We start from the raw sequence: 12,892 nt of genomic DNA, 5'->3' as shown, positions 1-12,892 counted from the left end.
GAAGACTTGTTTGTTAAAGGGAACAAAACAAGGTCAACAACTTCTACAATAGGAGTTTTTTTATTGTGTGTAAATACTATTTTTTGAAAATATGGGAATATTTTAATGGCGTGCAACGCTAGTGGGTAATAGGGGTATCGAGAATATGGATACCAGTAAACATATCTATAAGGTCCAACTAATGTACTGACCAATAAACCGCCTAATACTCCACCGAGTAATCCTGCTAGAAAGGGGTTTCCAAAATAGGGTCTCCAAAATAATGGAGGTCGCAAGAAAAAAGGAGGTCGCCCAAAAAATGGTCTTACAAAAAACGGTCTCCTTATAATTCGTTCCTCTTTATTTGTTATATCAGCTTGCTGTGGCATAACCTGTACTTCTGTATTCATAAAAACAGTCCTCATTTCTTTTTGCTATAAAGAGTACGCGTTTACCTATCCCATCTCTCGTGCTTTTATCATTGTTTAAGAACAAATTCCCAACCAGTATTGCTAAGCCTGGATTTAATTAAATAAAGAACTGCTCTTAAGCACTTTTTTTGTGGCTAATGTAGCAGTTTAGAAAAGATGAAGTATATTGATATTTATTAAAATTATCATTTTGGGCAACCTTAGATAGAAAAACAAGGTAATATAGGTACCTTATAATGTTTAAAAATTATAAAAGGTACTTATAAACGCTCTACTGTTTGTACATTTTAAAGGGTAAAAGGAGGTTCTTTTTTTGGGATGGATTTTTGGGCTTTATTTATTAAACACTGTTTTTATGATCATTATGGCGATTCGCGAGGTACGGCGACCAGCAGTGGCTTTAAATTGGATAGTCATTAGTTTTATTTTTCCTGTGATTGGTTTTGGGCTCTATTTGATTACATCAAATCCGATCCGTATGAATCGCCATAAAAAGCCGACTTCTACTTTTGACGAATCAGACACGCTGCCTGATTCCTTTGGAAGCTCAGCTCAGGTGATTGCACAAGCGTTGAAACACTTGACCGTGGGTGGTTTTAGGTCTGGTCAAGTACAGGTGCTTATAAATGGGATTATAACTTATGAAAAACTGATGGAATCTGTACAGAACGCCAAAAAGACGATTGACCTGGAATATTACATATTTAGAGACGACCAAATTGGAAGGCGTATTACAGACTTACTTATTGAACGGTCATTGGACGGTGTGCATATCCGGTTTATAAGAGATGGTTGGGGAAGCAGGAAATTATCCAAATCTCAGATTTTTCGGATGATGGATGCAGGAATTGAATGTCGGACGATTTTCCCGTTACGTCCCCCTTGGATATTTTCAACTTTGAATAACCGGGATCATTGTAAGATTGTCCTAATCGACGGTAAGGAAGCTTTTACCGGTGGGATTAATATTGGGGATGAATATATTGGGTTAAATCCAAATTTTGGGTACTGGCGCGACACTCATGTAAGAATAGTGGGTGAAGCTTCAGCTGATTTGAAAAATATCTTCGACGACCATTGGAATATAGCTTCTCCGGAACAAAAAAGGACAAAATCTAGAATGATAACAAAAACAGGAATAGATGATTCCTCAACTATTCCTTCACCCAGCTTAGCAACACCATTTACCAAGATGACAAAATGGAGCACAGAGCTCGGAACTATTGAAGAAACAAACGCGAATAAAGTTCCGGACATTGAGAAAATGCACCAAGCCTATGTACAGACAGTGGAAGGCAATCCTGGTATTCCTACGCCCTTTATTAGACAGGCTTACTTTATAGGGGTAACACAAGCCACAAAGACCATTGATATTACCACACCCTACTTTGTACCAGACCAAGATATTATTATGGGACTTAAGACGGCAGTGGAACGTGGAGTACGTGTAAGATTGCTGGTTCCTCGTCAACCGGCTCAAAAAATCGTTGAACGTGCAAGCTTTACTTATTACGGAGAGTTGTTGGAAGCAGGGGTTCATATCTTCCTATATAACAAAGGAATGCTTCACGCGAAGTCGATGGTTATTGATGGGGAAGTAGCAGAAGTAGGAGCAGCGAACTATGATATGAGAAGTTTTCGCTTGAATTACGAAGTGAGTGAATTTTTTTACAGTAAAGACGTGGCAAAAGACCTTACTGAACAATTTGAGCAGGATCTTATTGATTCTGTCTCATTGCGAATGGAGGATTTATTGCAACGCTCTCCTTTACAGCGGTTAATGCAGCAAGGGGCCCGCCTTCTTTTTCCGCTGTTGTAGCTATTAACTTTTATTTTGTAGATAACCATAATAATACATTCCATAAGCCCTCAGACAATTCAAATCTGAGGGCTTTTTTGAAAATTTATATCAGAACCCCGGGAAGAAATAAAAAGGGAAAAATCTTATCAATATCTCCCTGGCTGTACACATTTATATCGGTTCTTTCAGTTTCCCAGGACATTGAACTTCCTCCTTGGATATTAGTTGTGAGAAAAAAAGATGTTGCTGTTAGCGAAGGGCAGATATGTAAAAAGAAGGGATGATATACTTCGTTTGCTTAGCCCCATAAATCCTTTCCAATTCGGCAGCTGAGTGTTCAAGGTTGGTTTTAATCTTCTGGAATAAAGGCTCCAAATTTCTCACTGATTCCAGGTATGGAAGACTCATCCATTCAACCGCTCTTTTCCATGCTCGGAATGTAGGATTGGCTATTTCATTATCATGATAAATAATTGTCAGAAATTCTGTCATGTTCTTTAGTTCAGCCCCATCATTTGAAAGCTCTTGCATTAGCTTTTTAATCATTTCCAGTTGCTCTTTCAAAATAGTTTGAAGTAAAATCGCAATCGGGTGATCAGAATTTTCTATTTCTTTTATTGCTTTTTCAGTTTGGTTTTGAAGGTCTGAATATAATTCTTTCAGCTTTAACAATAAATTTCCTCTCTTTCTTAAAAAATTAAAACGCTGCGCGCAGTGCTCACATTCTTTACTAAATTTCCCAATAACTTGAGGAATATACTTTGGATGGGATTATTTTCCTTCAATTAAATTAAGAAATTGGGTGAGTTTTTTAAAACAATCGAATTAGCATTACTCTTACAGAACAGTTTGGACGAGACTTAATGATTCTTAGATTATTGGAGGAGATTACCCAGGTATTGCCTTCCACACTCTATCGACTTTTGCCTCGAGCCTTGATACATAGAAAAACACCGTTTGCGGAACAAACGGTGTTTAATTTTATTCATCTTTATTATCTGGGTCATTTACATCTTTAGGATCTTCAATTGGTTCTTCTTTATCAGTGTTTACGTTATTTTCATCAATATTATCTGGATCTGCTGCGTCTTGAGGATCTTCAATTGGTTCTTCTGTCCCTGGATTTACATCCACTTCAGGTGGAGGTGGATTATTATCCTCATCTCTATTATTACACCCCAATAACAGGAAGATAGAAAGAAAAACTGTTGGTAATAGTCTTAACCACTTAAGATTCATTTTTACCGCCCTTTCCATTGTGATTTTCTCGTTTATTCTTTGTTTATTCTAACTGGTAGTATTCATTAAAATTTTTTACCTATATTGGATCATTTTTCCCCAAAAAAAAAATGGGACTTCTCAATGAGGTCCCATTTTCTTGTTTATTAAGTGTAATAATCTCTTTAATGGAAAGATAAACCGAACATTTGTTCGTGATGCTAAAAAAGAATATACGGATAATACGGATAATAATAATAAGGATAAGCATACCAAAATCCATATGGTCGTAATATCAACCCCGTTAATAAGCCACCTAATAAACCTCCTAATAAACCGCCTAGAAAAGGGTTAGCCCAATATGGCCCCCAAAAAAAGGTCTAAAAGGGAACGGTCTAAAAATGGGTCTAAAGAAAAATGGCCTTATACCCCAAATCCTTTGGTCTAAATTTTCAACCTGATTATTTTCCTGAGATAAATTGTAATCATATTGCGGTTCTGGATTCATGAAAAGCACCTTCATTTCATTTTTAATCCAGAATATGCATTTACCTATTTTTATTCTTGGGTTAATATCCCTAATTTAAAATGAAAGAGATACACGGTAAAAAAGAACTATGAAGGCAGAAGGAAATTAAAACGTTGTATACCTATAATGAATTATAAATAAATACTGAGGTTGATAGCGGGGATAGGAAAATTTTTAGAATTGAGAATAAAACATTTTATTCGAAGAATAATACTTTTGTACTAAATCATAAACAGGAGGAATGGCATGGCAAATCAAATTGATTACTAACCAAATTAAAGCAAAGCAGAGGCAACATCTATGTTTAATGATGTTCACTAAAGGGAACGGTGAAAAAATTTGAGATGAGACACATTACCCAAAAAGATGATTCATCGCAATCCTATAATCGTCACCAAATAGAAGAACTGATGGGGATCTGGAAACGAGGTTACTACAGAAAAAATCGTGCTATTCGCCAAAAGTAATTTTAGGTCTATATTCCCGAAAAGAATTTGCCAAAGAAGAAAATTCTGATTTGACAATCTAAAAAGGTAAAAAAATTCAAGGAGGATTTCATCATGACAGTGATTACTCAAGTAAAACAGACATTAGCAGGATTAAAAAGTGCACAAGCAAGTTTCGAAACATTTGCTCTAGGTACAGATAATCAACAGGCAAAGCAGCTTTACCAAGATGCTGCTAAACAAACCCAATCTGTTATTGACACCCTAGAACCACGAATTCAACAAATCGAACAAGAAGAACCTCAATACAAACAACAATAATGAGTAAGAAAAAAAGGTTGGTTGGGAGGCCAACCTTTTTTACGCGCCTTAAATAATGGGAAAAACGGAGATGGTTTCATGAAAGATAAAAAAACCAAAATGAAAATTTTTCTTTCCATTTTAGCCGTGATTGGGTTTGGAACAGGATGTAACAATAATCAAAATCAATTAGAGAAGGATAACAATGATTTAGGTGTCTCACTGGTACATACGACTAAACCCATCGATCAATCAGTTGCCAATAGGGCTAAAGAAAAAATTATTGCCAAAGAAGAAATTTCAGATGTAAAGGCTGTGAATACAGAAAAAGAGCTTTTTGCAGCAATAAAAGTTGATAATTTTGATCGCTTTCGATTAAAGAAAATTGAAAAGTCAGTAAAGTCCGACTTGGAAAAAATGTACCCAAACCATGAAATAATTGTTTCAACAGATAAAAAAATGTTTTGGGAATTGGAACAATTAGAACAAAAACTTCAAAAAGGCAACACAGATAAGAAGAGCTTAAAAAATGATTTTAATAAAATTAAAAATCTAATGAAAGAGCAAACGTAAAGAGAAAGGGTCAAGCTATGTCAAATAATCAAAAGAAACAACTAACCCCAGTGCAACAAGAATATCAAAAATTGCAAAAAAATCGAGAGATCAAAAGACCCGTTTTTAAAAATTGTATAAAGGCCTTTTTAACAGGTGGTCTGATTTGTCTTATTGGCCAGGTTATTCAAGACTTATACATTTACTATTTTAATTTCACAGACCAAACGGCTGGAAATCCAACTGTGGGTACATTAATTTTTATTGCTATGCTTCTTACAGGATTTGGGGTTTATGATCGAATTGCTCAATTTGGAGGAGCTGGTTCGGCAGTTCCAGTTACCGGATTTGGTAATGCTGTTATTTCAGCTGCTATTGAACATCGAACCGAAGGGTTTGTATTAGGTGTCGGAGGCAATATGTTTAAATTAGCTGGGTCGGTCATATTATTTGGTGTTTTTTCTGCATTTGTTATTGCTTTAGTAAAGACGATTTTAATAAGGTGGGGTGGTTTATGATGCTCGCAGGTCATCGTACATGGATCTTCGAACAAAAACCTGTGATACTTTCTACTGGAACAGTTGGTGGACCATTTGAAGCAAACGGAGCGATCGCAGAAGATTTCGATCTTCTTCATGCTGATTTATGGCTTGGACAGGATTCCTATGAAAAGGCACATAAAGTCCTTTTTGAAGAAGCCTGTCAAAAAGCCATGGAAAAAGGGGGCATCCAAAAGGAGCAAGTTCAATTTATTCTAGCTGGGGACCTAATCAATCAGATCACCCCAACAAGTTTCGCTAGTCGAACAATTGGAGCGCCGTATTTTGGTTTATTCGGTGCCTGCTCCACGTCTATGGAAGGACTGGCTCTAGGTGCTTATATTGTGAATACAAAAGGAGCGAAATATTTATTAACCGGAGCATCTAGTCATGATACAGCTGTTGAAAAACAATTTCGTTATCCAACTGAGTACGGCGGTCAAAAACCCCCTACAGCACAATGGACTGTTACTGGTGCGGGTGCGGCCCTTTTATGTGATTCTGGGGAAGGACCGCGTGTCACTTCTGCCACAATTGGACGTGTGATTGATATGGGCTTGACAGATCCATTTAATATGGGAGGAGCTATGGCGCCAGCTGCGGTTGATACCATTGAAGCCCATTTAAAGGAACGAAATGTTAAGCCATCTTATTACGATTTAATTGTAACCGGGGACCTGGGCCAGATTGGACAGGAAGTTTCCATGGATCTATTTAAAAAGCACGGAACTCCTATTAATGAAGAACAATACCAAGATTGTGGTCTTATGATTTATCGGGAAGGACAACCTGTTTTAGCTGGGGCAAGTGGTGCAGGCTGTTCAGCAACAGTGGTATACGGCCATCTGTTAAACCGCATGAAAAAAGGAGAATTTAAAAAAATGTTAGTCGTAGCTACAGGTGCTTTACTCTCACCATTGTCCTTTCAGCAAAATGAAACCATCCCTTGTATTGCCCATGCAGTGTCGATTGAATACGGAGGTGAATAATAATATGATCTATTTTTGGGCCTTTGCCGTAGGCGGTTTAATTTGTGTTATTGGGCAAATTATGTTTGATGTATTTAAATTAACTCCTGGCCATACCTTAAGTGCCCTGGTAGTGATTGGTGCCCTTTTAGATGGATTTGGATTATATGAGCCATTAATTGATTTTGCTGGAGCTGGTGCTACTGTTCCTATTACAAGCTTTGGGAATGCACTTGTTCATGGTGCTATGCAAGAAGCTGAACAACATGGTTTGGTTGGGCTTATGACGGGTATTTTTGAAGTCACAAGTGCGGGTATTTCTGCTGCTATTATTTTTGGGTTTCTAGGTGCGCTGATTTTTAAACCAAAGGGATAAGGGAGGATATCGAATGACAATTGCATCAGATGTAAAACAGTCACTTGCCAGCCTTAAAGGTGTAGAAGCCAGTCTTTCAAGTTTAGCATTACGAACTCTAGATAATGAATCGAAACGCACACTACATGAAACTATGATGATTTTACATGAGGTAGTAACGGATTTAAAAAAACGAATTGGAGAACTAGAACGCGAAGAATTCCAATATAAAGGATTTTAAGATAGGAGGGTCTACTAATGCCTCTTTGGCTAAATGTTGTTTCTCGAGTTATTTTGTTTATGATTGTTCTGTTTTTTATCACAAAATTTCTAGGTAAAAAGCAACTATCCCAACTTTCTTTCTTCGAATATGTAACAGGTATTACGATAGGAGGAATTGCAGCAATCGTTATTCTTGAAGTCAGACATAGCATTTTTATAGGTGGACTAGCAATTGTGACAATGGCAGCGATCCCTTATTTAGTTAGTCTCATTTCTTTAAAAAGTAAAAAGCTCCGTGACTTTGTAGAAGGGAAAGGATCTGTATTTATCAAAGATGGAAAAATCATGGAAGATAATCTAAAAAAAGAAAGATACACAACGGATGAGTTATTAGAATTACTTCGAAAAAAAGATGTTTTTCAGGTAGCTGATGTCGAATTTGCGGTATTAGAGCCAACGGGGGATTTATCCGTGATGTTAAAAAAAGAGAATCAACCTTTAACAGCAAAGGATCTAAACTTAACGACCGCTTCAGTTAAAGAGCCCCAGACTGTCATTATGGATGGTATAGTAATGGATGAGCCACTTGCCACCATTGGTCGAAGTCGAGCTTGGTTACATACTGAATTAGAAAAATTAGGGGTTACGATAGAAAATGTATTCCTTGGACAATTAAATTCCTATGGTGAGCTAACAGTGGACTTGTTTGACGATAAATTACAAGTCGCTCCCCCTCAAGAAAGGCCTTTAATCCTTTCAACCTTGAAAAAGTGCCAAGCAGATTTAGAATTATTTGCTCTTGGAACTGAATCAAAGGAGGCCAAACAAATGTATAAGTTAAACAGTCAAAAATTACAAGAAGCTATTGATAAAGTGACCCCTATTTTAAAAGCTTGAAATTATAAAAATACATTGATTTTTCAAATTTCCAAAAAAATGAACAACATATATGGGTTAATAACTTTATTAAGTATTGCCCTTATCCTGCATTATGATTATCGCTTTCCAACAGGATTAGGTTTGTTTCTTTTGAGTCTTCCTTTATTTATATTTGCATGATTCCATAAACGAACATTTTTTATTTTCTTAATTGATATCTAATTGTAACAGCAGCGTTTAATATGTAGGATAAAAAGCATTCCTTTTTTCCTGCATGATAATTTGTATTATTGGAATGATTACTTCCTTGATTGTTAATCCTAGACTTACTGAGGATAACTAAAATAACAAAAAACGATTAAAAGTAAAAATGATATAGATAAAGTGGAATAGACACTATTCTATATCATTTTTGCCTTTTTATATGTTTAATTGAAAATTTCGTTCAAAAAGAAACCGCTTTCTCGAGACGCGGTCAAAAACAAAGCCAATGGTCCCGAACTAAGCGAATGGGATCGCTTTCCTTGACGATGGTTCATCTTAAAAACTTTGCATAACTTGTTACAGTCCTAGGACTAAACGAACTAAAATTCATAAAAAAGAAGTTTAGTTTGTTCTTCTAAGATTTCAGGATAGCATCTAGGGTAATAATATTTACGCTGGTCAGTACGAAGCCAATCATTAGGTAACAGTGATAGTTGATTTATCCAAAAATAGTTTTAACAAGAGGTGCAAATTTCCCTATTCATAGTAAAAAACAACTCCCTTTATGATTTTAACTTTCTAAATATTCAAAGCTATACTATGCTCCCTTAATGATCAAGGTCTAGACATTTACCTATATAAAGCGCAGAGTTTTTTCTAATTTCGATGGCCATAAAAAGACTTGCTTTAAATAACAGAGGAACAAACAAAATCGACTAGGCATTCGTCCTGGACGATTTTGTTTCTCTTGGTACAAACAATCAACAAGCCAAACAGCTCTACCAAGATGCCGCTAAACAAACCCAATCCGTTAGCAATAATGTAGAACCACGTGTTCAACAAATTGAACAAGAAGAACCTCAATACAAACAACAATAATGAGTATGGCGAAAAGGTTGGTTGAGAGACCAACCTTTTTTAAGCATTCCATTACTGGTAAAACATGGAGGGAATTTAATAAAGGTTAGCTTTTGGTCCCATAAAAGATTATTTTCCTTTAATTAAGGATGTTATGAAACCCACAGCGATAATAGCTATACATGAATAAAGGAAGGCATCTAATTTTAATAAAGCCAGACCTGCCAACACAATAATTCCATCTATCAGTATAATTACAAGTGCAATATTTAACGAAAAAGTTTCGGAAATAATTTCAGCTAGTAAGTCAGTTCCTCCAGTGCTTGTTTTATATCGCAGCATTAGACCAACTCCAACTCCAATTATTGCACCTCCAATTAGTGCACTTGCAAGTTGGGGAATAAAAAATTGAAAACGAAGAGGAGCAAGTAAATCAATGAATAAGGACGAAACCAATAAGCCTTGCAAACTACTAAAAAAATACTCTTTTTTATTTAATGAGGAAAATATACAAATAGGGATACTCAACCCCACCATTATAATACCAGTTGGAAATTTAAAAAAATAATGGAGTAATAGTGCGATTCCAACAATTCCACCGTCTATTAAATGATGAGGAACTAGGAACCCATTCACAGGTAAGAATGGCACAGGTAAATTTTATGATATTAAATTAATTTATAAAATGCTTAGGAACCAGCCTTCGTGGAGGCGGTCTTTTTTGCTTTTTGTGCTAAAGAAGCAGAAGAGCTGAATAAGAAAATGAAACTAAATTATTGGTAATTCGTAAATATTATAGATGGACAAAACTCAAATACTTAGGTTTTTGGGGATTGGAGAGATTTAATATGGAAGAAAAAGTATGTCCAAAATGTAATAACAGTCAAATTGAAAAGGGGATTATTCGGTCAGGGAATGCAGTAGTTCATATGTTTTCCTACAATAATCCAAGAAGTCAATCATCACCAATATCCTCATATTACTGTTCGAATTGTGGATATGTGTTAGGCTTATATTTTGAAAATCCTAAAATTCTTGGAAAGTGATATAAAGGTAACAAGAGCGATTGTTCAAATTGAGCAGTCGCTTTTTTACTACCATGAAAATAAGTTTCCTTTAGACATGAAAATAGACAATACTTAAGAGACCCTGCTCGATTGTCAAAAAGCCAGGGCGTGACTGGATTAAGGTCAGTATCAGTATTGACAGTTCTTAACCATTTTCAATCTTTGTGGTGCAGCTCTGCTGCATGGGTGGCTAACGGGAGGTTTGTTGAATTAGAGTAAAAGACAAAAAAGAAAGGGGAAATAACTTGATTTTACAGGGATGAGAAAGAACTTTGTGAAAGAATATGCTTAAACTAATAGTTGCAAGAGTTAAAGAAAAGAATCACTATGGCGATCCTTTTCTTGTAGTGCTCTAACAAAGCAAGTGGAATATTACTTTTAACTTGTTATTTTTGAAAAACATATATATGATAGTTTTATGACTATCGAACAAAAAAACGAAGACCAAATTAAAATACAAATTTTTAAAGCATTAGCTGACGAATCCAGGTTGGAAATTATTAGGGTGATTAGGGATAAAAAGGGAGAATTAAGCTGTGGAGAGGTAGGCGAAAAAATTAATATTTCAAAATCAACAGCTTCTTACCATTTTAAAACGTTGAGGGACGCAGGATTAATATCCACTCGTAAAGAAACTCGCAATAAATATGTTAAATTAAGAGAAGATACATTTGGAAAATATTTACCAGGGTTCCTAGATTTGTTATAAATCTAGGAAATTTTTTTGTCGTTTAGGAAATTATAAATTTCTCGACCTGTGGATAATTGTTCGGTAAAATGTTCGTATATGGTGTGCGAGGTTTTGATATGACTAAAGGTAACAGTGGGGTAATCAAACGTATATTGAAGGACCATTTTGATGGATTTTGGAAAATGCATTCGGATCGGTTTCCGGAATCATATCGTGAAGACATTAAGGAAACAGTAGTAAAAGCAATGAGATGTGGTACTAGTGATTTGGGATATGCACGATATGAATGTCTAGGATGTGAAGGTGGACCTAATCCTATATTTGTTTGCTTTACTTGTAAAAGCCGTTTCTGCCATAAATGTGGTAAGAAATATACTGATGATTGGTCAGATAAACAACAGGAGCTGATTTTTAACGTTCTGCATCGCCATATGGTCTTTACGATTCTAAGGAATTAAGAAATGTCTTTTTTCAAGATAGAAAAAAATTAAATGAACTAAGTAAAAAGGTTGCAGAGGTATTTCAATTTTACTTTCAAAGGAAGAGTAAAAAACGCCAATTACAAGTTGGTATTATTACTGTTATACATACCTTTGGCAGAGACCTTAAGTTTAACCCTCATATCCACACTTTAGTTACAGAAGGTGCCCTCGATAATCGCAATGAATGGGTACCCACTGAGTTTATCCCCTACGAATATTTAAGAAAATCATGGCAAAAGGTTTTACTAGATTTATTAAAGTCATGGTTTCCGAATAACCAATCTGTTATAAGGCTTGTTAATGATTTATATAAGCGTTATCAAAAAGGGTTCTATGTAAATGCAGAACGAAAAATGAAAGATGCCAAAGGTGCAGCAAAATACATAGGCAGATATTTAGCTAGGCCAGCTATTGCAGAGTATAGAGTCGTAAAATATGATGGAAAAACTGTGCACTTTTGGTATGAAGACCATCAAACGGGTAAGAGGGTCGATGAAGCCCTGCCTGTATATAGATTCCTTTTTAAGTTAATACAGCATATTCAACCCAAGCATTTTAGAATGGTTGGTCGCTTTGGTTTGTATAGCAGAAGGTCATATAAAAAAGCTAATCAGGTATTGAGCCTGTATGCTTTTATGAGGACTAAACAACTTTCAATATTACTTGAAAGTAAGAGGAAAAAGAAAACTTATAGACAACGTATGATAGAAGCATTTGATAAGGATCCATTTATTTGTCCCCATTGCCATCGTGAGATGGATTTAGTTGAAATATGGCATGCGGACTATGGCTTCCTGTATCATTACATGGAGGATATGGAATGCGTGAAAAATATAAGGAGGTACAATCTTGGCCAAAAGCAAGGAACAGGATGATTTGAATAAAGCGTTTTTGGAATCATTGGATGAAGAGGATCCATTTGGTTTAAATGAAGACATAAAAATACTTATTTTTAAATGCTTGGATTGTGGAAAAGAAGACGAGGTTCCGGAATATGTAGTTGAAGAGTTCGGATTTGATCTGGATGAAAACGAAGAAGTGGAAGTAGTCTGCCCTTTTTGTAATGGCACCATGCGACAGGCGAAGGAATATCCCAAGTGAATAACCTTCACTTGGGACGTGATTTAAGTCGCGTTAGCGATTTTGTTCTTGGTTCTGGTATTATAAAAATTCAACCGAATGTATAATGTATTATTCCTTAATTGTTTGACCCAGAAAAGTGGCTAATTTGTCCACTTTTTTAGTGTCTATCTCTAAAGAGCTAACCTTTAGTTTCATTCACTTTCAAATTTAGAGGAATTAAAAAATACAAAAACCTGAAATTCAGCTAGGCCGCATGACAGATTTTTGTATTTGGTTTTTTTAAACGAA

14 protein-coding genes and 2 pseudogenes are annotated in these 12,892 nt (G+C 35.7%); 12 read left to right on the top strand and 4 right to left on the bottom strand.

All coding sequences use genetic code 11. The features are described 5' to 3' along the window. On the bottom strand, positions 1 to 389 hold a 389-nt coding region (locus M3183_RS23060), incomplete at its 3' end, for a hypothetical protein (RefSeq protein WP_251473395.1). Between the two features lie 334 nt (positions 390 to 723). Here M3183_RS23060 and M3183_RS23055 point away from each other — a divergent pair. Continuing rightward, a complete protein-coding gene (locus tag M3183_RS23055; protein ID WP_251473393.1) occupies positions 724 to 2,229 on the top strand; it encodes a phospholipase D-like domain-containing protein in 1,506 nt (501 codons plus the stop codon). 231 nt (positions 2,230 to 2,460) lie between these two features. On the opposite strand, the gene M3183_RS23050 is transcribed toward M3183_RS23055, so the two are convergent. Both M3183_RS23050 and M3183_RS23045 read right to left on the bottom strand, forming a co-directional pair. Continuing rightward, complete coding sequence (locus M3183_RS23050) at positions 2,461 to 2,883, bottom strand: hypothetical protein (RefSeq protein ID WP_251473391.1); 423 nt, start codon at positions 2,881 to 2,883, stop codon at positions 2,461 to 2,463. A 309-nt stretch (positions 2,884 to 3,192) separates the two neighbouring features. Beyond that, positions 3,193 to 3,468 (bottom strand): hypothetical protein, encoded by a 276-nt coding sequence (locus tag M3183_RS23045; protein WP_251473389.1) that lies wholly within the window; start codon positions 3,466 to 3,468, stop codon positions 3,193 to 3,195. Between the two features lie 1,050 nt (positions 3,469 to 4,518). Here M3183_RS23045 and M3183_RS23040 point away from each other — a divergent pair. The 8 genes and pseudogenes from M3183_RS23040 to M3183_RS23005 form a co-directional block, all read left to right on the top strand. Then, entirely contained in the window at positions 4,519 to 4,725 is a 207-nt protein-coding gene (locus M3183_RS23040; RefSeq protein WP_066321969.1) for a DUF1657 domain-containing protein, read from the top strand. Positions 4,726 to 4,803: 78 nt separating this feature from the next. Then, a complete protein-coding gene (locus M3183_RS23035; protein ID WP_251473388.1) occupies positions 4,804 to 5,277 on the top strand; it encodes a YhcN/YlaJ family sporulation lipoprotein in 474 nt (157 codons plus the stop codon). Between the two features lie 17 nt (positions 5,278 to 5,294). Beyond that, the gene (spoVAC, locus tag M3183_RS23030; RefSeq protein WP_251473387.1) at positions 5,295 to 5,774 is read left to right on the top strand and encodes a stage V sporulation protein AC; all 480 of its coding nucleotides are present in this window, start codon (positions 5,295 to 5,297) and stop codon (positions 5,772 to 5,774) included. After that, entirely contained in the window at positions 5,774 to 6,784 is a 1,011-nt protein-coding gene (gene spoVAD, locus M3183_RS23025) for a stage V sporulation protein AD (RefSeq protein WP_251473402.1), read from the top strand. Before spoVAC ends, spoVAD begins: the two co-directional genes overlap by 1 nt. 4 nt (positions 6,785 to 6,788) lie before the next feature. Next, on the top strand, positions 6,789 to 7,139 hold the full coding sequence (spoVAE, locus tag M3183_RS23020; protein WP_251473386.1) for a stage V sporulation protein AE: 351 nt from the start codon (positions 6,789 to 6,791) through the stop codon (positions 7,137 to 7,139). 13 nt (positions 7,140 to 7,152) lie between these two features. Then, complete coding sequence (locus tag M3183_RS23015) at positions 7,153 to 7,359, top strand: DUF1657 domain-containing protein (RefSeq protein ID WP_017695336.1); 207 nt, start codon at positions 7,153 to 7,155, stop codon at positions 7,357 to 7,359. 17 nt (positions 7,360 to 7,376) lie between these two features. After that, entirely contained in the window at positions 7,377 to 8,237 is an 861-nt protein-coding gene (locus M3183_RS23010) for a DUF421 domain-containing protein (RefSeq protein WP_251473380.1), read from the top strand. Between the two features lie 930 nt (positions 8,238 to 9,167). Continuing rightward, positions 9,168 to 9,302, top strand: a pseudogene (locus M3183_RS23005) (DUF1657 domain-containing protein); the annotation flags it as partial. Positions 9,303 to 9,410: 108 nt separating this feature from the next. On the opposite strand, the gene M3183_RS23000 reads toward M3183_RS23005, so the two are convergent. Then, positions 9,411 to 9,917, bottom strand: coding sequence for a YitT family protein (locus M3183_RS23000; protein ID WP_251473399.1), 507 nt, complete (start codon positions 9,915 to 9,917; stop codon positions 9,411 to 9,413). A gap of 849 nt (positions 9,918 to 10,766) precedes the next feature. On the opposite strand from M3183_RS23000, the gene M3183_RS22995 reads away from it, so the two are divergent. The 3 genes and pseudogenes from M3183_RS22995 to M3183_RS22980 all read left to right on the top strand — a co-directional run bounded on the left by M3183_RS22995 (position 10,767) and on the right by M3183_RS22980 (position 12,622). After that, positions 10,767 to 11,057, top strand: a complete 291-nt coding sequence (locus M3183_RS22995) for an ArsR/SmtB family transcription factor (protein ID WP_251473369.1) — start codon at positions 10,767 to 10,769, stop codon at positions 11,055 to 11,057. A gap of 98 nt (positions 11,058 to 11,155) precedes the next feature. Next, positions 11,156 to 12,396, top strand: a pseudogene (locus tag M3183_RS27630) (IS91 family transposase). After that, a complete protein-coding gene (locus M3183_RS22980) occupies positions 12,371 to 12,622 on the top strand; it encodes a hypothetical protein (protein WP_251473363.1) in 252 nt (83 codons plus the stop codon). The pseudogene M3183_RS27630 and the gene M3183_RS22980 overlap by 26 nt, the downstream one beginning before the upstream one ends. Positions 12,623 to 12,892 lie beyond the last annotated feature (270 nt).

The organism is Neobacillus mesonae (genome assembly GCF_023715155.1).
Classification (GTDB): domain Bacteria; phylum Bacillota; class Bacilli; order Bacillales; family Cytobacillaceae; genus Neobacillus; species Neobacillus mesonae_A.
This window is presented reverse-complemented; position numbering and strand designations above follow the sequence as displayed.